Genomic DNA, 21,194 nt, shown 5'->3' with positions numbered 1-21,194 from the left:
TAAGATTGTTGAGGCGGGATATACTGGTATTATCCCGTGCTAGAGCCTTAAACGTGCTTTTAAGGCCCGCTTTCAGTACAGAAACCAAGAGAACTGCCCATGAGCGAGTTGGATCGCTACTTAAACGCCGCGACCCGCGATAACACCCGCCGTAGCTATCGGGCAGCCATTGAGCATTTCGAAGTGACGTGGGGCGGGTTTTTGCCCGCCACCAGTGACAGCGTGGCGCGGTATCTGGTGGCGCACGCCGGTCAGTTGTCGATTAACACCCTCAAGCTGCGCCTGTCGGCCCTCGCTCAATGGCATAACAGTCAGGGGTTTGCCGACCCCACCAAGGCACCCGTGGTGCGCAAGGTGTTCAAGGGCATTCGAGCTTTGCACCCGGTACAAGAGAAACAGGCTCAGCCATTGCAGTTGCAGCACTTGGAGCAGGTGATCGACTGGCTTGAAGGCGAAGCGCAAACCGCGCAAGCCAACGCCGACCAGCCGGGGTTGTTGCGCGCACGACGCGACGCTGCGTTGATCTTGCTCGGCTTTTGGCGAGGGTTCCGTAGCGATGAGTTATGCCGCTTGCAGATAGAACATGTGCAAGCGGTGCCGGGGGCGGGCATTACCTTGTACTTGCCGCGCAGCAAAAGCGATCGCGACAACCTCGGTAAAACCTTCCAGACCCCGGCACTCCAGCGTCTATGCCCGGTGCGCGCATATATCGAGTGGATTAATACGGCGGCCCTGGTGCGGGGGCCGGTTTTTCGCGGGATCGATCGCTGGGGCAATCTGGGGGAGGAGGGGTTACACGCCAATAGCGTGATCCCACTGCTGCGCCAGGCGCTGGAGCGTGCTGGCATCGCGGCTGAGCATTACACCAGTCACTCGCTGCGTCGTGGTTTTGCAACATGGGCGCATCAAAGTGGTTGGGACTTGAAGTCGCTGATGAATTACGTCGGCTGGAAAGACATCAAGTCAGCCATGCGCTATGTTGAAGCGTCTCCCTTTACCGGGATGAGTATTACCGCGCAAAAACACATTGGGAGCTGACCGACGTCAGGTTGAAAACCGTCAAGGTAAGCCATATTTAGTTTTCGGCTATTTATAGGTACCCCTGATAGCTAAAACCAATCGTCAGCATCAGCTTTACCAATGAGCCAGATACACTTTGAGTTGTTAGGATTCACCCCATCAACTTTTCAACCCTGACGGAGAGTCAACGATGCCTATCATCAACAGCCAAGTAAAACCGTTCAAAGCTACCGCTTACAAAAACGGCAACTTCGTAGAAGTGTCGGACGCTGACCTGAAAGGCAAGTGGTCGGTCGTTTTCTTTTACCCAGCCGACTTCACCTTCGTTTGCCCAACTGAGCTGGAAGACCTGGCTGACAACTACGATGAGTTTAAAAAGCTCGGCGTTGAAATCTTCAGCGTGTCGACTGACACCCACTTTGCTCACGCTGCCTGGCACAACACTTCGCCAGCCATCGGCAAAATCCAGTACACCATGATCGGCGACCCAACGCTGACCATCTCCCGCAACTTCGACGTGCTGATCGAAGAAGCAGGCCTGGCTGACCGCGGTACGTTCGTGATCAACCCAGAAGGCCAGATCAAAATCGTTGAGCTGAACGATGGCGGTGTTGGTCGTGACGCTTCCGAGCTGCTGCGCAAAATCAAAGCTGCTCAATACGTCGCTGCTCACCCAGGCGAAGTTTGCCCAGCTAAATGGAAAGAAGGCGAGTCCACTCTCGCTCCATCGCTGGACCTGGTCGGCAAGATCTAAGTCCGTGATGAACCCTAGGGCGGTGATCCGCACCTGAGTTGTAAGCTGCATCGCCCTCAAAACGCCCGGGCGACATTCGCTCGGGCGTTTTTTTTACACAGAATTCAGTATTAAGGAGATCGCCCGTATGTTGGACGCCAATCTAAAAGCACAGTTGAAGTCATACCTGGAGCGGGTCACCCAACCGATCGAGATCGTTGCTTCTCTCGACGACGGTGCGAAATCCCGTGAAATGCATGACCTGTTAAAAGAAATCGCCAGTCTTTCCAGCCTTATTACCTTGCTGGACAACGGCAACGATGCGCGTAAGCCTTCGTTCTCGCTGAACCGCCCAGGCGGCGATATCAGCCTGCGTTTTGCAGGCATCCCAATGGGCCACGAATTTACTTCGTTGGTGCTGGCCTTGCTGCAAGTCGGCGGCCACCCATCGAAAGCCAGTCCTGAAGTGATTGAGCAAATCCGCTCTCTGAAGGGCGAGTTTAATTTCGAGACTTACTTCTCGCTGTCCTGTCAGAACTGCCCGGACGTTGTACAGGCGCTGAACTTGATGGCGGTGCTGAACCCGAACATTCGCCACGTGGCGATTGACGGTGCACTGTTCCAGGATGAAGTGAACGACCGTCAAGTGATGGCCGTGCCTAGTGTGTATTTGAACGGGGTTAACTTCGGCCAGGGTCGTATGGGGCTGGAAGAGATCCTTGCCAAGCTGGACACCAGCGCCATTGAGCGTCAAGCCGAAAAAATCAACGCCAAAGAAGCCTTTGATGTGTTGGTGATTGGCGGTGGCCCTGCCGGCGCAGCAGCGGCTATCTATGCGGCGCGTAAAGGTATTCGCACCGGTGTTGCAGCGGAACGCTTTGGCGGTCAGGTTCTCGATACCATGGCCATCGAGAATTTTATCTCCGTCCAGGAAACAGAAGGCCCGAAACTGGCCACTGCACTGGAAGAGCACGTCAAGCAATACGACGTCGACATCATGAACCTGCAACGTGCCGACCAGTTGTTGCCGGGTAAAGCGGGCGAGTTACACGAAGTCAAATTCGCCAGTGGCGCATCGCTTAAAGCCAAAACCGTGATTCTGGCAACGGGTGCTCGCTGGCGTGAAATGAATGTGCCGGGTGAGCAACAATACCGTAGCCGCGGCGTGGCGTACTGCCCGCACTGTGACGGCCCGCTGTTTAAAGGCAAACGTGTTGCTGTGATCGGTGGTGGTAACTCGGGTGTTGAAGCGGCCATTGACTTGGCGGGTATCGTTGCCCACGTAACGTTGCTTGAGTTTGATACTAAATTGCGCGCTGATGCCGTGTTGCAGCGTAAGTTGAACAGCTTGCCGAACGTGACCGTCATCACCAATGCCCAAACCACCGAAGTTACAGGTGATGGTCAGAAGGTTAATGGTCTGCGCTACAAAGACCGTGCAACGGAAGTCGTGCACAACGTCGAGCTGGAAGGCATCTTTGTACAGATTGGTTTGCTGCCTAATACCGATTGGCTCAAAGGCACCATCGAGCTTACGCCACGCGGCGAGATCGTTGTCGACGCTCGCGGTGAAACGTCTATCCCCGGCATTTTTGCTGCCGGTGACGTGACCACCGTTCCGTACAAGCAGATCGTGATTGCAATTGGCGAGGGGGCTAAAGCTTCCCTGAGCGCGTTTGACCATCTGATCCGTACGTCTGCGCCGGACTGACAGGTCTGAAATGAAAAAACCCATGAGCGATCATGGGTTTTTTTTGCGTCCGACTTTTACATCGGTTGCGGCTGGATAATCTCGACCCAGTAACCGTCCGGGTCTTTAAGGAAGGCCAGCGACTTCATGCGGCCATCGCTCAGGCGCTTTTGGAAATCAACGCCCAACGCTTCGAAACGCTCGCAGGCAGTCACGATATCCGGCACCGAAATGCAGATATGACCAAAGCCGCGCGGATCGGTGTTGCCATTATGGTAAACAACACTGGCGTCGGTTTCCGAGCCGTGGTTGTGCGTCAGCTCCAGAATGCCAGGAATGGATTTCATCCAGACAGTGCGTGCAGCGTCATCGGCTGGTATTTGAGCCTTGTCGACCAGCGCGAGGAAGTACAGGCTGAACTCAGCCTCTGGGAAGTCGCGTTTTTCAACCAGCGAAAAGCCGAGAACACGGGTGTAGAAATCCAGGGATTTCTCGATGTTCTTGACACGTAGCATGGTGTGGTTGAATACGAAATTTTCTGTTGCGCTGTCGGGAGCGGCCGTTACGCCGGGAATGTTGTTCAGTTCTTGCAGGCTCATGAACCCTCCGAAAGTAATGCGTGTTGAGTCGGTCGCTACGATGAGCGTGAGGCAGGAATGATACGGAATGTGACGGCCTGCGCCAAACCCGATTTCGGTCAAGGGGCGCATCTGCGTGGGGCAGTTGAGTGCGGGAGGCGGGTTTTAACGAATTTCAGGCAAAGAGAAGCCCGCCGAAGCGGGCATGGGGCGCTAGTCCTTTAGCAGCCTCTATGGTGTGACTGATAGCGTGAAAAATTTGTGAAAAATATCGTCGTTTTTCCAAGTTTGCGCCTAATGGAACCTGAGAAACGGTGAGCAGAAGTTTCTAACTCAATCAGTTCTAAAAAGCGCCCACACCTTAAAAAACGAGTATAAAAAACACCGCTTAAAAGCAGTGTTGGGGGAGAGGGGAGTGCTGACCTGCCAAAGCCAATCTCAGTGCTCCGGCAGGTCTATTACTGGCGTCTGTTAACGGCGCAGCCAGGAGTCTACTGTTTCTGCGCCGTATTGTTCTTTCCAGGCTTTAAGGCCGCGGTGATTACCGCCTTTAGTTTCGATAAGTTCGCCGGTGTGCGGGTTTTGATAAACCTTCAGTACCCGAGCTTTACGCTGTTTGGGCGCTGCCGAAACTTTTGCCGTCGACGGATTGGGGTCGAGAATTGCAATAATGTCCCGAAGGTTTTTGCCGTACGACTTCATCAGGTCCTGAAGTTTTTGCTCAAACTCGATTTCCTTCTTGAGTCCAGCATCGTTTTTGAGTGCTTCCAATTGAGCCAGCTGCTCTTGAAGCGCTTTTTCTGCAGCACGGAATTCAGCAAGTCTAGACAAAGTCATTACTCCACTCACAGGCCCGGTCAATAATGACCTGAGCAATTGTTGGTTGAGAGATACGAAACTGTCAGGGACGGTGCCTAAACACAAAGCACTGTCGTCGCGAAGTTTCGTTAGTGCACATTGATCATCTTTAAATATCTGAAAAAAATTGTAGATCTTAATGACGAAACTGCCAAGTCGTGCAGGCCTACAAATTAAAAAAAACTTAAACACACCGCTCGATGTAAGCTCGCCCCCGCATTTTAGTTAACCTGGGTTAACTCGGTGAGCCAGCAAGGCCTCGATAAACCCGGGGGCATCGAGTGGTCGAGAGAATAAATACCCTTGTAGAAAATCAACGCCCCTGGCAGACAGGTACTCACTTTGCTCGGGTGTTTCTATGCCTTCTGCAACAATACCCAAGTCCAGTTTTGCGCACAGGTCAATAATAGTGTCGAGAATATGCCCGGACAGTGCGTCTGCGCCAATCATGGCCACGAAGCTTTGGTCAATTTTAAGGTAGTCAACGTTGAGTTCGCGTAGATAATTCAAACTGGAGTGGCCGGTTCCAAAGTCATCCAGAGCAATCATCACGCCCAGAGTGTGCAGGGCGTCAAACAATGCGTGGGTTGTTTGCGATGGAATCACTAACTCACGCTCGGTAAGTTCCAATACAAGAATGACGCTTTCTGGGGGGAAGGCGTTTAGAAAACGACGGCAGTCCTCTATCAGTTCCAGGTTATGGCAGTGGAGTGCGGTGATGTTGAACCCTATATGAAAGCGGGGGGCCATGCTGCTGACATGAGGGGCAAGCAATTCTGCTGTCTGGCGCATCAATGAACGGGTCATGGGTACAATTAACCCGGAATGTTCTGCCAAAGGGATAAATAAGTCAGGGCGCACCAGTCCTTCCGTGGGGTGCTGCCAACGCATCAATACTTCGGCGCCGGCCCATTGTTTGTTATCACCTTTTACAACCGGCTGGAAGTAAGGCACAAACTCCTCAGCCTCAAGGCCGCGCTGCAATTCACGCGACGGTGAAGTTGCTCGTTTTTTCAAGCGCAGGACAGTCGCTGCTGAAATACCGCCCAAAAATATAAGTAACCCCAGAAGAATCGGGCTTTGCTCAATCATATGACGCATGACGGTGCCGCTGCCAAAACCCGCGACCACGCGATAGGGATATTGTGTTGATGCGACCTCAACCTGACTGACCGGAAAATCGTCCCGTGGAAGGCTGTGCACTTCGCCATACCGATCAATCCAGTTATTGCCAACCTCAATCAATAGTTGAGTTTTCGGATTAATCAGCCCCAGTGCGTTAACTAAATGAAAGCCATACAGGCTGACCAGGACTGAGGCGTGCCCCTTGTGCTTACGGTAAACCATCAGGGGTTCATCAGGCGTAACAGGATTGCCGCTCATCAACCACAGCACACCGTCGGCATAGCGAGTGGGATCAACGCTTTCTTTAAAGCTTCCGAACAAAGAGGTGCAATAAATCTGGTTGTCCCACACCAGATTGACCGAGCGCACAAAAGGCCGGCGTGTGACTTGATCGCGGAGCGCCAACTCAACCTGCGGACAGTCCTGACCCGCCAGCGGTAATACGACGTCGGCGGCAAGGGCGGCATTGTCCAGCATCAAGTCAAACTGGCGCATCGCCTCTTCACCGGTTTGCCTGGCTTCGAGTGTTAGTGTGCGATGGGTCTGCCACACCATGATGACGATGCCTAAAACGATGGGTAATAAGCCGCTCAGCACAACCAAAGCGTAGCGCTCAGTCCAGTTGCGGTGCAGATTGGGCTTAAATGGCATTCAGGATCCTGTCTATAAAGGAAGTGAGCCCTAGGCTAGCATTGCTGGTGACGTCTTCACATGATGTAAGACAAACGTGATTACGCCCTGTAGAATCGATTTACGCATACAAGAATAATGACTTCTGGACTCAGGAGCTCTTCCGCGTTAGAGATGTGTCGACATGAAGACATTCGGGTTTCAACTGATTTACGGTGATTTTCTGGCGCGTAGTGTACGCGGGATCTCCTGCGCGCCTCCTGCCAGCATCAGCATTCTTAGCAAATAACCTTCTGTTAATTCTAAAAATGATCCTGATGAGGCGCCAAAATGGCCGATCTATACGAAAACCCAATGGGCTTGATGGGCTTTGAGTTCATCGAATTTGCATCTCCGACCGCCAATACCCTGGAACCTATTTTCCAAATAATGGGTTTCACCAAGGTCGCCACCCATCGCTCCAAAGATGTGCACCTGTACCGTCAGGGCGAGATCAACCTGATTCTCAATAATGAACCTCACAGTGTCGCTTCTTACTTTGCCGCCGAGCATGGTCCGTCGGTCTGTGGCATGGCATTTCGGGTGCGCAATGCACAACAGGCGTATGCCCGTGCGCTGGAGTTGGGGGCGCAGCCGATTGAAATCCCGACGGGCCCGATGGAATTGAATTTGCCCGCGATCAAGGGCATTGGTGGCGCACCTCTGTACTTGATTGACCGCTACGGTGAAGGCAGCTCGATCTATGACATCGACTTTGTGTTTATCGAAGGTGTAGATCGTCATCCTGTTGGTGCCGGCCTGAAAATCATCGACCACCTGACCCACAACGTTTACCGCGGGCGCATGGCTTATTGGGCGAACTTCTACGAGAAGCTGTTTAACTTCCGGGAAATTCGCTACTTCGACATCAAGGGCGAGTACACCGGTCTGACCTCCAAGGCCATGACGGCTCCTGATGGTATGATTCGCATCCCGTTGAATGAAGAGTCATCCAAAGGCGCAGGGCAGATTGAAGAGTTCCTGATGCAATTCAATGGCGAAGGCATTCAGCACGTGGCTTTCCTCAGCGATGATCTGATCAAGACCTGGGATGCACTAAAGCGTATCGGTATGCGCTTTATGACTGCGCCGCCCGAAACCTACTACGAAATGCTCGAAGGTCGCTTGCCAGGACATGGCGAGCCGGTGGGGGAACTTCAGGCGCGGGGCATTTTACTGGATGGTTCTTCCGACTCGGAAGACAAGCGATTACTTCTGCAAATCTTCTCGGAAACCTTGATGGGCCCGGTGTTTTTTGAATTTATTCAACGCAAGGGTGATGACGGCTTTGGTGAAGGCAACTTCAAAGCGCTGTTTGAATCCATCGAGCGTGATCAGGTGCGACGAGGAGTATTGACGGCGGATTAAACCTGAGCCGCCGGACCCTGTCCGGCGGCTACACGGTGAGTCGTCAACGTTAAAACAAACCCGCCGCAATATTGATTGAAAACCCCAATACAGCGGTGTTGAACAAAAAGCCCAGTAACGAATGTCCCAGTACTGCTTTGCGCATCTCTCGGGTGGCGATCATCACATCAGATGTTTGAACCGCCACGCTCAAGGTGAACGAGAAGTACAGGAAGTCCCAATAATCAGGGTTTAATTCACCTTCAGGAAAACGCAAGGCCGGTTCCGTGCCTTCATCAGTGTAAAAAAGTTGCGCGTAGTGCAAGGTGAAAATAACGCCGATCATTAACCACGAGCCCACCACCGTGAGGCCGGCCAGTCCGTAACGCATCAACTGCTCGGCGTGACTGATCTGGGTGTTATCGGATAACTCAATGATGATGGCTACCAAACTGGCAACGGCCGCAAAACAGACGATGAGGAGCACCGTGCTGCCATTTTCATCTTCTATTTCAGCGGTGCGTTTCACATCGTTGGTACTGGCGCGCAACATCATCCAGAAGCTCAACAGCAAATAGAGCCAGACCGCGGCATTCCAGCCTAAAAGAAACTTTGTGGTCAGCGTGGCAGCGGGTGTGAATATCCCCACTGCAACACCCAGCACAGTGGCGATGGTCAAGCGAGGGTGTGTACGGGCTAGATGCGGCATCGACATTACTGTCCCTGTAAAGTGTGAAACTGAACCTTAGCACGTACAGCGGCCCTTATAGCTGGCGAGGTTTAGCGTTGACCAGCTTCATTACCACCACAAAAAATACCGGCACAAAGACCACTGCCAGCGTTGCCACGATCATGCCGCCTATCACGCCTGTACCGATGGCTTGCTGGCTGGCAGAACTGGCGCCGGTGGCGAAAGCCAGCGGCACTACGCCCAGAATGAAGGCCAGTGAGGTCATCACGATCGGACGCAAGCGCAAACGTGCAGCTTGTACCGTGGCGCTCACCAAATCATGCCCTTCGTCGTACAGGGTTTTGGCGAATTCGATGATCAGGATCGCATTCTTCGCCGACAAGCCAATGATGGTAATCAAGCCCACCTTGAAGAACACATCGTTGGGCATGCCGCGAAAGGTCACAGCCAGTACGGCGCCAAGCACGCCCAGCGGGACGACGAGCAGGACCGCAGTGGGTATCGACCAGCTTTCATACAGCGCTGCCAGGCACAGAAACACGATCAGCAACGACAAGCCCAGCAGGATCGGTGCTTGCGCCCCTGATAACTTCTCCTGCAAAGACAAGCCAGTCCACTCCAGGCCCAGGCCGGCAGGCAGTTGATCCACCAGACGCTGTACCTCAATCATCGCTTCTCCGGTGCTGTAACCGGGCGCCGACTCGCCGGAAATACTGATCGCCGGGTAGCCGTTGTAACGCGTCAGTTGCGCAGGGCCTTGGATCCAGCGGGCCTCGACAAAGGCTGACAGCGGTACCATTTTTCCGAGGTTGTTACGCACGTTGATCTTGAGCAGGTCTTCGACCTGACTGCGCTGATCGCCTTCAGCCTGAACCACGACGCGCTGCATACGGCCCTGATTGGGGAAGTCGTTGATATAGGCCGAACCCACGGCGGTCGACAGCACATTGCCTATGTCGGCAAAGGAAATGCCCAGGGCATTGGCGCGTTTACGATCGACTTCAAGCTGCACTTGCGGGCTTTCTGCCAGAGCGCTTTCGCGGACATTGGCCAGCACCGGACTTTTCGCGGCCAACCCCAGCAGTTCGGTACGTGCCTGCATCAACGCGTCATAACCGACACTGCCACGGTCTTGCAGGCGAAATTCAAACCCGCTTGAAGTTCCCAGGCCGCTGACAGCCGGAGGCAAGATGGCGAAAGCTATCGCATCCTTGAGTTCGCCGAAGGCTTGGTTGGCACGGTCAGCGATCGCAAACGCCGAATCCTTGCCGGCCCGCTGCGACCAGTCTTTAAGGGTGGTGAACGCCAGGGCTGCGTTCTGTCCGTTACCTGAAAAACTGAACCCCAGAATCATCGTGGTATTGCCTACGCCCGGCTCATTGGCGTTGTGCGCCTCGATTTGCTTGACCACCTCGACGGTGCGGTTTTGACTGGCTCCAGGTGGCAGTTGAATATCGGTGATGATGTAACCCTGATCTTCGACAGGTAAAAAGGAGGAGGGCAGGCGCGCAAAGCACACCACCAACACCACCAGCAATGCACCGTAAACCAGCAGGTAACGGCCGCTGCGCTTGATCAAGTGAACGACCCAATGCTCATAACGCTCGGACAAGCGATCGAACTGTTTATTGAACCAGCCAAAGAAGCCGCCCTTGGTGTGGTGTTCGCCTTTGGCAATGGGTTTGAGCAGGGTGGCGCACAATGCGGGTGTAAGCGACAGGGCTAAAAACGCCGAGAACAGGATGGAGGTGGCCATCGACAACGAAAACTGCTGATAAATGACGCCCACCGAACCCGGCATGAAGGCCATCGGTATAAACACTGCGACGAGCACCAGGGTGATACCAATGATTGCCCCGCTGATTTGTGTCATCGCTTTACGGGTCGCGTCACGGGGCGACAGACCTTCGCTGACCATGATTCGCTCGACGTTCTCCACTACGACGATGGCATCGTCTACCAAAATACCAATGGCCAGTACCATGCCAAACATGGTCAGTACGTTGATCGAAAAACCCAGTACCAGCATCACCGCAAATGTACCCATCAGGGCCACCGGCACCACCAGCGTCGGAATCAGCGTGTAGCGCACGTTCTGCAAAAACAGAAACATCACGGCAAACACCAGCACCATCGCTTCAACCAGCGTGTAGACCACTTTGGTAATCGAGACTTTGACAAAGGGTGTGGTGTCGTACGGGATGGTGTATGAAACCCCGGCGGGGAAGTAGCGGCTCAATTCGTCCATCTTCGCGCGAATCAGATTGCCGGTACTCAGGGCGTTGGCTTCGGGGGCCAGCTTCACGCTGAAAGCGCTGGCTGATTTGCCATTGAGACGGGTGCCGTACTGGTATTCCTGGCTGCCAATTTCGACCCGTGCCACATCGTGGATACGCACGGTGGAGCCGTCCGGGTTGGCGCGCAAAACAATATCGCCAAACTCCTGAGGCGTGGAAAGCTGGCCTTTGACCAACACCGTAGCGGTGATTTCCTGGGTTTTGCTGCCCGGTAAATCACCAATGCTGCCTGCTGACACTTGGGCGTTCTGGCTGGCTATCGCTTGGTTGACGTCTGCGGCAGTCAGGTTGAAACCTATCAGTTTCTGCGGATCTATCCAGATGCGCATCGCCCGTTCAGCCCCGTAAAGCTGTGCCTTGCCGACGCCTTCAACGCGTTTGATTTCGTTCATGACATTGCGCGCCAGGTAATCACTGAGCGCCACTTCATCAAGCGTGCTGTCCTTGTCGGCGGTCAGCGTCACCAGCATCAGAAAGCCCGAAGAGATTTTCTCGACCTGCAGGCCTTGCTGAATCACGGCTTGTGGCAAGCGTGACTCCACCGCCTTGAGACGGTTTTGCACATCCACTTGAGCCATTTCCGGATCGGTGCCGGGTTTGAAGGTTGCTGTAATGCTTGCGCTGCCCAGGCTGCTCTGGGATTCGAAATACAACAGACCCTCAGTGCCGTTGAGCTCTTGCTCAATCAAGCTGACCACACTTTCGTCCAGTGTTTGTGCCGAAGCACCGGGATAGATCGCGTACACCTCAACTTGAGGCGGCGCGACTACCGGGTATTTGGCCACGGGCAGTTGCGGGATGGCCAATGCCCCAGCCAACAAGATGAACAGTGCCACGACCCAGGCAAAGATAGGGCGGTCGATAAAAAACTGCGGCATGCTCACTGATCCGTAGAGTGTGCGAGGGGAAGAGTCGGGTTGTCGATTTGTACCTGTTCGCCCACACGGGCATGTTGCAAGCCCTCAATCACAATCTGGTCGCCGGGTTTGAGCCCCTCGTTGACGATCCATCGATCATTCTGAACGCCGCCCAGCTGTAAGGGCTGTTGCTTGACCCGGTTGTCGGCGTCCAGCAACAGCACTTGAGCAACCCCTGCACCGTCGCGCAAGATCGCGCGTTGCGGCACAGTGATCGCTTCCTTATTAACCGCCTGCTCCAGACGCACGCGCACAAAACTACCGGGCAATAGATCATGGTCCGGGTTGGGGAATTCACTGCGCAAAATGATTTGCCCGGTGCTGGGTTCTACGCTCACATCGGTAAACAGCAGTTTGCCCGGTAACGGATATAGGCTGCCATTGTCGCGAATCAACGTTGCTTTGGCCTGATTGCTGCCTATTTGCTGCAGTTCGCCGGCACGAAACGCCGCTCGCAAGTTATCGACGTCGCGGGTGGACTGGGTCAGGTCAACCTGGATCGGGTTCAACTGTTGAATCCGCGCCATCGGCGTTACCTCGCCTTGGCCAACTAGAGCCCCCTCAGTGACCAGTGCCCGGCCAATACGTCCTGAGATAGGAGCGGTTACGGTGGCATAACCAAGATTCAGCTTCGCCCGCTGCACGGCAGCCTGGTTGGCGGCCACATCGGCGTTGCTTTGCTGGGCTTGAGCTTGTGCGTTGTCGTAATCCTGTCGGCTGATGGCGTTGATACCGATCAGCTCGGCGTAACGCTGCTCTTGCAGTTTGGCCTGCTGCGCGATGGCTCTGGATTTACTCAGGGCTGCCTGTGCGCTATCGAGGTCTGCCTTTAACGGTGCCGGATCAATCAGAAACAGCACATCCCCTTGTTTCACTTCAGCGCCTTCGCTGTATACGCGCTTGAGAACGACGCCGGCGACGCGGGCGCTGACTTGCGCCACACGCGGCGCAACTACCCGGCCGCTCAGTTCGTTGCTGATCGAAAGGGGAGCCGTGGCGACCACCTCTGTGCGCACCTTCGCCAAGGGCGTTTGTGTTTGCGCAACGGGACTTTTGTCACAAGCAGTCAGGGCCAATGCCAGCGCCGAAAGGCAGAGCGGGGCGAAAAGCTTTTTCAACAGGTGTGCCTTCTTATAAGTACGGGATGTTTCAGTAAAGTACTGGGCATGCTAAGCGCAGTACGCAAGAGGCGTTGTGAAGCTATGTAGGATCTATGTAAAAAAGTGTGAAGGTTATGTACCTAGATGCGTAGGGTTATATATCCTTCGGGTTTTCCCCTGATGTAAGCATTTATTATGCCCACTATCCTCCTGGTTGAAGACGATGCCGCTTTGTCGGAGCTGATTGCCAGTTACCTGGAGCGAAATGGCTATCAGGTCAGTGTGATTGCCCGGGGAGACCAAGTGCGTGCCCGTGCGAAAAGCAATCCTCCGGATCTGGTTATTCTCGACTTGATGTTACCGGGCCTGGATGGCTTGCAGGTGTGTCGCTTGTTGCGCACGGACTCGCAGAGCCTACCGATTCTGATGCTGACCGCCCGCGACGATAGCCACGATCAGGTGCTGGGGCTAGAGATGGGCGCCGACGATTATGTGACAAAACCTTGCGATCCCCGAGTATTGCTGGCCAGGGTCAGGACGTTGCTAAGGCGCAGCAGTCTGATTGAGCCCAGCGTGGCCAGTGACCGCATCGTGATTGGCAATCTGTGTATCGACCTCTCGGAGCGCACAGTGACGTGGCGGGGGCAGGCGGTTGAACTGTCCAGCGGCGAATATAACTTGTTGGTGGTGCTGTCCCGGCACGCGGGCGAAGTACTGAGTCGCGATCAGATTCTGCAACGCTTGCGCGGTATCGAGTTCAACGGCACAGACCGTTCAGTGGATGTGGCAATCTCAAAGCTGAGGCGCAAATTCGACGACTGCGCTGGCGAAGCCCGCAAAATCAAAACGGTGTGGGGCAAGGGTTACTTGTTCAGCCGTAGCGAATGGGAATGCTGAGCCCATGTTCAAGGTTCTGATCCGGTTGTACCTGATCACCATCTTCACCTTCGCGGCTGCTATTTATGTGGTACCCGAAATAATCGTTTCGCTCTTTCATGAGCGCTTTGTCAGCTACAACGTCGACATGTCCCGGGGGATGCAAGCGCTATTGGTCAAACAGTTCAAAGAGAGGCCAGTGGAGCAGTGGTCAGCACTGGCCCAGGAACTTGATCAACAGTTCAAGCCCATACGTCTCAATGTGCTGCCCATTACCGCGCCCAAGTTTGACGCCAGAGAGCAGGAACAGTTGGCGCATGGCCAAGGGGTTGTACGGATTGGGGAGTGGGGCTGGCGAACCTTGGTGGTGTCGCCGCTGAACCACGATTTAGCCCTGGAGTGGGTCATGCCGCCTGATCCATTCGACATGAATGTGCTGTATTGGAGCATCAACGTACTGATTGGCGCCGCGTTGCTCGGCGCCTTGTTGTTGTGGTTACGCCCGCACTGGCGTGATCTTGAACGCCTTAAACGAACGGCAGCGCAGTTCGGTCAAGGGCAGTTAAGTGCACGCACACAAATATCACCGCGTTCCAATATTCAGGGTCTGGCCAGCGTCTTCGACACCATGGCCCATGATGTCGAGTTGCTGCTCAACCAACAGCGTGAACTGCTCAATGCCGTGTCCCACGAATTACGCACGCCCTTGACCCGGCTTGATTTTGGATTGGCACTGGTATTGTGCGATGACTTGCCCGAGGCTAGCCATGAGCGTCTGCAATTAATGGTTGGGCATATCCGCGAACTGGATGAGTTGGTGTTGGAGCTGCTGTCTTTTAGTCGCCTGCAAAATCCCCGACTGCTGCCAGAACGTGTTGAGGTGGCGCTGGACGAATTTATCGACAGTATTCTGGGCAGCTTCGATGAAGCGCTGGAGTCACCAGACATTGTCCTCGATGTGCGCTTGCTCGGCGTGCAACGACATTTTGTGCTGGACCCGCGCCTGACTGCCCGCGCATTGCAAAACCTGCTGCGCAACGCCATGCGTTACTGCGACAGACGCATTGAGCTAGGTGTCAATATCACTGCTGCGGGGTGTGAGCTGTGGGTCGATGACGATGGGATCGGCATTCCGCAGGCAGAGCGTGAGCGTATTTTCGAGCCGTTCTATCGACTGGATCGCAGTCGGGATCGAGCCACCGGAGGCTTTGGCCTGGGGTTGGCCATCAGCCGACGCGCCCTGGAGGCCCAGGGCGGGACGTTAAACGTGGAGTCTTCGCCTTTGGGCGGTGCCCGCTTCAAACTGTGGTTGCCGATTTGAAGCGGGCCGGCTTTAGATTGAGCGACGTTGGCGGCTCACATGTTTCAAGCCTTCGATAATCAACACCACCACGGCAAGCCAGATCGGGCCGTAAGTCAGCCATTGGCCGTCTTCGAGGTTGTCACCCAGCAACAGCGCGACGGCCACCAGCAATACTGGCTCGACGTAGCTGAGCAAACCAAACAGGCTGAATGGCAGCAGGCGGCTGGCAAGTATGTAAGCAAAGCCTGCTGCGGCGCTGATGACACCCATCAACGGTACGAGTGCATACAACGCCTGGCGTTGAGCACCGAGATCAATGTGCCCGCCAGCAAGTACGAACCACAGAGCCACGGGCACCATTAGCAGCATGTCCAGCCAAAGCCCGCCGAGGTTATCGATACCAATCTTTTTGCGCAGCACGAAGTACATTGGGTAGCCGATTGCCACCACCAGTGTCGTCCATGAGAAACCGCCCGTGCGGTAGAGCTCATTGGCCACGCCGACAACGGCCAGCGCCGTGGCTATTTTCTGCAAGTGCGAGAGGTGCTCGCCGTAGACGATGCGTCCGGTGAGGATCATTGTCAGAGGCAGCAGGAAATAACCCAGAGACACATCCAGACCATGCCCGTTCAAAGGCCCCCACATAAACATCCAGAGTTGCAGACCGACCAGGAAACTGGTGATCAGCACGCAAGGAATCAGTAGAGGTTTATCACGTAAGCGGTTGAAAATTATCGGGACCCATTTCCAATCACCAGACAGGCAAATGAAGAGAGTCATAAAGGGCAGCGAAATGAGTATTCGCCAGCCGAAGATTTCCTGACCATCTAGGGGCCAGAGGAGGGAAGTGAAGTAGTACAGAACGCCGAACAAGCAGGAAGCCAAAATCGATAAAACAATACCTTTAGACACAACAACCTCAATGGATCTACAACGTTACTCATTTGAGTGGGCACGTAGCTTGAGGGGGTTGATGGCCATTGGCAAACATCTTTTAAACCAGTTACTTAGGACTCATTCTTGTTAAGCAAGATCAAATCTAAATATTCCAAGCAAATACTGGGCCAAATCCGTTTAAAACGTGCGTTCGTGTTTTTCAAATAAAAGATTAACGGTCATTTCTGCCGGCCTGATGGGTAGGTAGGAACGCAAAATTCTCGTAGCAGCCGAACGCGCAGCGCGAGGCTACTTTCCTCCCTTGTAGCTACTAAGCATGATGTAAACGACGATGCCCAGGATTCCCATCATTGCCGAGGATGTCATCAGTAGCAGTTCATGCACCGCTGAAAAAGCTTCTTTAGCCGCTTCAATCAGCGCAGTGCTTTGGGGCTCGACCAAGCGTTGAGCGACCACGTAACTATCACCAATCGAACGTGTCGCACCCTCTGCCAGTGCGTTATCGAGATCAACGGGTAGCGAAATCCTGCGGCCAAATAAAACGGACATAAACACGCCGAAAAAGGTGATCCCTAATCCGGTGCCCAATTCATAGGCGGTCGCTTCAAGCGCACCTGCCGCTGCGCCTTTACTGGGCTCCACCGAGCCCATGATGGCTATGGACGAAGCCGTCAGGCCGATGCTGAGCGTCAGACCCAGCAACGCCAGCATCGCCGGCACCATGAAGCCGGGCGCATTGAAGTCCGCCAAGGCTAGAACTGCCAAGGCCAGGGCGGACAATACCAGTGATGCGCTAGCGACCAGACGCAAGCCGCATAAATTGGACAGATAGCCAGCAATGGGACCTCCCACGGCGGCGGCAGCCATGATCGGTATCATGAAGATGCCCGCCTGCAACGGTGTTCTGCCCAGCACGTATTGCAGCTCTTGCGCCAGCGTCAGCTCGACGCCGGCCAACGCGCCGGTCGCCACCGTGGCCATAATCATCCCGGCCAGGATCGCCGGGTGTGAGAACAACGACAGATCGAGCATGGGCGCCGCCGAGCGCAGTTGCATGCGCACAAAGACGGTCAGCAGGCCAACGCCCAGCACCGCCACTGCCAGCGCCACTGCTAGCGGTTGCGTAGCGCTGGCGGCTGCCTTGATGCTGTAAACCAGCGCCAGCATGCCGGCGACCAGCAGCAGGGCCTGACCCAATGCCCAAGAACCGGGTGTGGTTTGCACCGTGCGCGGCAGCAAGAGAAACACCAGCGGCGCAACCACCAGCATGATTGGCACGTTGATCAGAAAAGCCGAGCCCCACCAGAAGTGCTCCAGCAGTGCACCGCCAATCAATGGCCCTAGTGCAGCGCCTGCGGCACCCACCGTGCCCCATAGGCCCAGGGCCATAGCACGCTCGTTTTCGTCTTCGAAGGTACGGCGAATGATGCCCAGCACGCAGGGCAAGATCATCGAACCGCCCAAGGCCAGCAGCACCCGTGCACAGATGAGCAGGGCCGGGGTGGGGGCGAACGCGGCCAACAGTGAGGCGAAACCGAATATGACCAGCCCGGTGAGCAGCACACGGCGGTCACCGATGCGGTCGGCAAGGGTGCCCATGGGCACCAGCAGGCCTGCCATCAGCAGCGGGTAAATGTCGATGATCCACAGCACTTCAGTGGCTGAGGCACCGAGCGCCAGAGTCAGCGAGGGCACGGCGATGTGCAAAATGGTCATGTCGATGACCACTGGCAGGAAGGCCAGCATGACGGCTAACAGAACCAGCCAGCGGCGGGGAATCATTGTAGGCATGGACACACTCTAGTAAGCCGCGGTTACTGCGCAAATGTCTGAGGTATTGCGCTCATTCAGATCACCACCGAGCGACTTGGAGGATACTACCGGGCTGGCGATTTCCGGGCGGCGCAACTCGATGCATCCCATAACGTCATGACTTGCGTCACCGCATCGTCTATCTGTTTGAGGGGCACACCGTCTCGGGCCAGTACTGAAATTCCCAGAAGAAAGCTGTCAAACACCGTGGCCAGTGCCTCGGGCACAACCGTCGGTGAAAGCTCCCTGGATGCAATAGCGCGTTCGACACACGCCACCATCCCTGCACGGTTCAAGGATCTTGCTTCAGCCAAAGGCTGGGAGATGGCTTTGCTTTCAACCGTGCAGGCGCTCAGCAGACCCAGCGCCACCAAGCATCCTGCGGGGTGGCCGGGCTCACATTGCATTTTCGCGGAGCGGCGCAGCGTCAGTTCGATCGACTCTCTCGGGGGGAGGGTGGTATCAAAGAGGCTATCGGTCACGCGGCCGTGGGTGTTCAGATAAAGCTCCATCACCTCATTGAACAGCGCCTGCTTTGAGCCGAACGCAGCGTAGAAGCTGGGTGCGGTGATGCCGCCGCCGATATTTGCCTTGAGCTGGCTGAGCGATGTTGCGTCATAGCCATGCTCCCAGAACACATGCATCGCCTGAATAATCGCCACGCTACGGTCAAACGTGCGTGGACGTCCCATCTGTGCCATGTGAACCTCCTGTCGATCACTTAAATACTAGTCGATATATAAGTCGTTGACGAGATCGCGGCACATCTCCATATTGTATCGATCGGTACATAATTGAGGTGGCAAATGACTACTGAAGAGCGACATAGCGGAAAGCTTCCGCTTGGGGCCCTGCTTGCACTGGCGATGACGGGTTTCATTTGCATTGTCACTGAGACCTTACCAGCCGGTTTGCTACCCGAAATCGGCAGTGGTCTGAGTGTTTCAGCGTCTCTGGCCGGACAGATGGTGACTGTCTATGCATTAGGGTCGTTACTGGCGGCAATCCCGCTGACCATTGCCACGCAAAGCTGGCGCCGCAGAACAGTACTGCTGGTGACCATTGCAGGCTTTCTGGTATTCAACTCGCTCACGGCACTCTCTTCTGATTACTGGCTGACGCTGGTTGCACGGTTTTTCGCCGGAGTGTCAGCGGGACTGGCCTGGAGCCTTATCGCGGGCTATGCGCGGCGCATGGTCGCTCCTCATTTGCAGGGGCGCGCATTGGCGGTAGCGATGGTGGGTACGCCCATCGCGTTGTCGTTGGGTGTGCCCATGGGGACCTGGCTGGGCGGATTCATGGGCTGGCGCATGGCCTTTGGATTGATGTCCGGCATGACCTTGGTGTTGATCGTTTGGGTGCTGATCAAAGTGCCTGATTACCCGGGCCAATCTTCCTCACAGCGCATGCCGTTACGCCAGGTGTTCTTCACCCCGGGCGTGCGCTCGGTATTGGCAGTGGTCTTCACCTGGATGCTGGCCCACAACATTCTTTACACCTATGTCGCGCCCTTCGTGTCCAAGGCCGGGCTCAACAGTGACGTAGATGTGGTCTTGCTCACATTTGGTGTCGCGGCGCTGGGCAGCATCTGGCTCACGGGCCGACTGGTTGACCGGCACTTGCGTGCAACCGTTCTGGCCAGCCTTGCACTATTCGCAGCGGTTTCGCTTTTCCTCGGTGTGTTCTCAGGCTCCGCCGTGGCCGTTTACGTGGGGATCTTCATTTGGGGGCTGACCTTTGGTGGTGCGGCCACCCTGCTGCAAACAGCACTCGCCGACACCGCCGGCAAGGGTTCTGACGTTGCGCTCTCCATGAACGTAGTCGTCTGGAACAGTGCTATTGCCTGCGGTGGACTGCTGGGTGGGGTGTTACTCGGCCAATGGGGAACGAGTGTATTTCCTGGCGTGTTGCTGGTGCTGCTACTGATCAGCCTGGCCATTGCATTTAGGGCAAAGGCGCATGGTTTTCCGCAAGGTCAACGGCACACCAGCCAGGCAATCCAGGGGCATTGATCAGGGCATTGCACGCCTGATCTTCGTAAGTGTCGGCTTCTATCGTGAGCGGCTACACGGATCTTGCGTGCATAGCCGCTCAGCGTGACGGGCTATCAAACCGATCGACGATGACGCACCAGATGCTTGAAACCTTCATACATCAACACCAGTACGGCCATCCAGATCGGTAGATAGGTCATCCATTGTCCGGCGGTGATGCTTTCCCCCAGTAACAAGGCGACAAATACCAGCAACACGGGTTCCACGTAACTGAGTAGGCCAAACAGACTGAAGGCCAGCATCCGGCTGGCCAGGATGTAGCTGATCAGTGCCAACGCACTGATGCCGCCCAGTAGCGGAATCAACACATACAGGGCAGGGCGATGGCTAGCCACGTCAAAACCTTGCTCACCGCTTTGTACAAACCAGAAAGCGACGGGAATCAACAGCAGCATGTCGAGCCACAGACCGCCGAGGTTGTCGGTTGCGGCGCGTTTGCGCAGCACGAAGTACAAGGGATAGCCGATGGCGACCACGGCCGTGGTCCATGAAACGCCGCCCACGCGATAGACCTCGTTGGCGACGCCGAGCGTGGCCAATGCGGCAGCGATTTTTTGCAGATGGGACAAATGTTCGCCGTACACCAGTCGCCCGGTCAGCAGCATGGTCAGCGGCAGCAGGAAGTAGCCCAGCGAGACATCCAGGCTATGGCCATTGAGTGGTGCCCAAAGAAACAACCAGAGTTGCAGGCCCACCAGTGCGCTGGACGCCAACAGGACCGCCCACAGTCGCGGTTGCTGGCGCAGCCGCGAGACAATTTTTGGCACCAGCCGCCAATCGCCGGAAACACACATGAACAGGGTCATGCAGGGCAGGGTCAGGAGCATACGCCAGCCGAAGATTTCGGCACCGCTCAAGGGCCAGAGCAGGGATGTGAAGTAATACATGACACCGAACAGGCTCGATGCCAGAACCGATAGAACAATACCTTTGGACACAACAGCCTCGTCGCAACACGCTTTTTGATTGTTAGGAAGTGTGTAGCTTGAGGCTCTGCGAGCTGTAGGGCAAATCCGTTCTAGCTTCTAGATTGCAGCTTTTAGATTGCAGCTTCTAAAACATTCCTCCTGCCGCCACCGAAACAGTGGGAGCGACACTGAGGCCCATCACAGGAGGCTGAACGCAGGTGCTGTTATGGGGGTGGCGAGGCAGGACGCCGAGCCAGCCGCGATCGGGCCAAGGATGGCCCGTCGCGGCGTGCCCCCATAACAGTGCCGGAGTGAAGGC

17 protein-coding genes are annotated in these 21,194 nt (G+C 55.3%); 7 read left to right on the top strand and 10 right to left on the bottom strand.

The genetic code is table 11. The features are described 5' to 3' along the window. Positions 1–99 precede the first annotated feature (99 nt). From FJD38_RS23695 to ahpF, 3 genes are all read left to right on the top strand, one after another. Complete coding sequence (locus FJD38_RS23695; RefSeq protein ID WP_146387920.1) at positions 100–1,038, top strand: site-specific integrase; 939 nt, start codon at positions 100–102, stop codon at positions 1,036–1,038. Positions 1,039–1,210: 172 nt separating this feature from the next. Continuing rightward, positions 1,211–1,774, top strand: coding sequence for an alkyl hydroperoxide reductase subunit C (ahpC, locus tag FJD38_RS23690; protein WP_122784101.1), 564 nt, complete (start codon positions 1,211–1,213; stop codon positions 1,772–1,774). Positions 1,775–1,901: 127 nt separating this feature from the next. Beyond that, positions 1,902–3,464: an alkyl hydroperoxide reductase subunit F gene (gene ahpF / locus FJD38_RS23685; RefSeq protein WP_122784100.1), complete on the top strand. Its 1,563-nt coding sequence runs from the start codon at positions 1,902–1,904 to the stop codon at positions 3,462–3,464. 56 nt (positions 3,465–3,520) lie between these two features. On the opposite strand, the gene gloA is transcribed toward ahpF, so the two are convergent. The 3 genes from gloA to FJD38_RS23670 all read right to left on the bottom strand — a co-directional run bounded on the left by gloA (position 3,521) and on the right by FJD38_RS23670 (position 6,655). Then, positions 3,521–4,042 carry a lactoylglutathione lyase gene (gloA, locus tag FJD38_RS23680; RefSeq protein ID WP_122784099.1) on the bottom strand — a complete coding sequence of 174 codons (522 nt, stop codon included), beginning with the start codon at positions 4,040–4,042 and terminating at the stop codon, positions 3,521–3,523. A 450-nt stretch (positions 4,043–4,492) separates the two neighbouring features. Beyond that, positions 4,493–4,852, bottom strand: a complete 360-nt coding sequence (locus tag FJD38_RS23675) for a histone-like nucleoid-structuring protein, MvaT/MvaU family (RefSeq protein WP_122784111.1) — start codon at positions 4,850–4,852, stop codon at positions 4,493–4,495. A gap of 252 nt (positions 4,853–5,104) precedes the next feature. Continuing rightward, positions 5,105–6,655: an EAL domain-containing protein gene (locus FJD38_RS23670; RefSeq protein WP_146387918.1), complete on the bottom strand. Its 1,551-nt coding sequence runs from the start codon at positions 6,653–6,655 to the stop codon at positions 5,105–5,107. A gap of 309 nt (positions 6,656–6,964) precedes the next feature. On the opposite strand from FJD38_RS23670, the gene hppD reads away from it, so the two are divergent. Then, entirely contained in the window at positions 6,965–8,041 is a 1,077-nt protein-coding gene (hppD, locus tag FJD38_RS23665; protein ID WP_122784097.1) for a 4-hydroxyphenylpyruvate dioxygenase, read from the top strand. A gap of 49 nt (positions 8,042–8,090) precedes the next feature. Here the strand turns inward: hppD and FJD38_RS23660 are convergent, their stop codons facing one another. The 3 genes from FJD38_RS23660 to FJD38_RS23650 are packed head-to-tail and all read right to left on the bottom strand — an operon-like array spanning position 8,091 to position 13,046. Continuing rightward, a complete protein-coding gene (locus tag FJD38_RS23660) occupies positions 8,091–8,729 on the bottom strand; it encodes a DUF1345 domain-containing protein (RefSeq protein ID WP_122784110.1) in 639 nt (212 codons plus the stop codon). A gap of 55 nt (positions 8,730–8,784) precedes the next feature. Further along, entirely contained in the window at positions 8,785–11,886 is a 3,102-nt protein-coding gene (locus tag FJD38_RS23655) for an efflux RND transporter permease subunit (protein WP_146387916.1), read from the bottom strand. Between the two features lie 2 nt (positions 11,887–11,888). Then, positions 11,889–13,046, bottom strand: a complete 1,158-nt coding sequence (locus tag FJD38_RS23650; RefSeq protein ID WP_208727543.1) for an efflux RND transporter periplasmic adaptor subunit — start codon at positions 13,044–13,046, stop codon at positions 11,889–11,891. Positions 13,047–13,220: 174 nt separating this feature from the next. On the opposite strand from FJD38_RS23650, the gene FJD38_RS23645 reads away from it, so the two are divergent. Both FJD38_RS23645 and FJD38_RS23640 read left to right on the top strand, forming a co-directional pair. Then, positions 13,221–13,922 (top strand): response regulator transcription factor, encoded by a 702-nt coding sequence (locus FJD38_RS23645; protein WP_122784094.1) that lies wholly within the window; start codon positions 13,221–13,223, stop codon positions 13,920–13,922. Between the two features lie 4 nt (positions 13,923–13,926). Next, entirely contained in the window at positions 13,927–15,222 is a 1,296-nt protein-coding gene (locus FJD38_RS23640) for an ATP-binding protein (RefSeq protein WP_146387914.1), read from the top strand. Between the two features lie 12 nt (positions 15,223–15,234). Here the strand turns inward: FJD38_RS23640 and rarD (FJD38_RS23635) are convergent, their stop codons facing one another. From rarD (FJD38_RS23635) to FJD38_RS23625, 3 genes are all read right to left on the bottom strand, one after another. After that, positions 15,235–16,116, bottom strand: a complete 882-nt coding sequence (gene rarD / locus FJD38_RS23635) for an EamA family transporter RarD (RefSeq protein WP_122784092.1) — start codon at positions 16,114–16,116, stop codon at positions 15,235–15,237. Between the two features lie 273 nt (positions 16,117–16,389). Next, complete coding sequence (locus FJD38_RS23630) at positions 16,390–17,892, bottom strand: MFS transporter (RefSeq protein WP_146387912.1); 1,503 nt, start codon at positions 17,890–17,892, stop codon at positions 16,390–16,392. Between the two features lie 86 nt (positions 17,893–17,978). Beyond that, positions 17,979–18,614 carry a TetR/AcrR family transcriptional regulator gene (locus tag FJD38_RS23625; RefSeq protein WP_146387910.1) on the bottom strand — a complete coding sequence of 212 codons (636 nt, stop codon included), beginning with the start codon at positions 18,612–18,614 and terminating at the stop codon, positions 17,979–17,981. A gap of 105 nt (positions 18,615–18,719) precedes the next feature. Between FJD38_RS23625 and FJD38_RS23620 the strand changes: the two genes are divergently transcribed. Then, positions 18,720–19,925, top strand: coding sequence for an MFS transporter (locus FJD38_RS23620; RefSeq protein WP_146387908.1), 1,206 nt, complete (start codon positions 18,720–18,722; stop codon positions 19,923–19,925). A 95-nt stretch (positions 19,926–20,020) separates the two neighbouring features. On the opposite strand, the gene rarD (FJD38_RS23615) is transcribed toward FJD38_RS23620, so the two are convergent. Next, a complete protein-coding gene (rarD, locus tag FJD38_RS23615; RefSeq protein WP_122784088.1) occupies positions 20,021–20,905 on the bottom strand; it encodes an EamA family transporter RarD in 885 nt (294 codons plus the stop codon). Between the last annotated feature and the right edge of the window lie 289 nt (positions 20,906–21,194).

Origin of the sequence: Pseudomonas saxonica (assembly GCF_007858365.1) — a bacterium.
Lineage (GTDB): Bacteria > Pseudomonadota > Gammaproteobacteria > Pseudomonadales > Pseudomonadaceae > Aquipseudomonas > Aquipseudomonas saxonica.
Note: the sequence above shows the minus strand (reverse complement) of the source record. Positions and strands in the feature narration are given on the sequence as shown.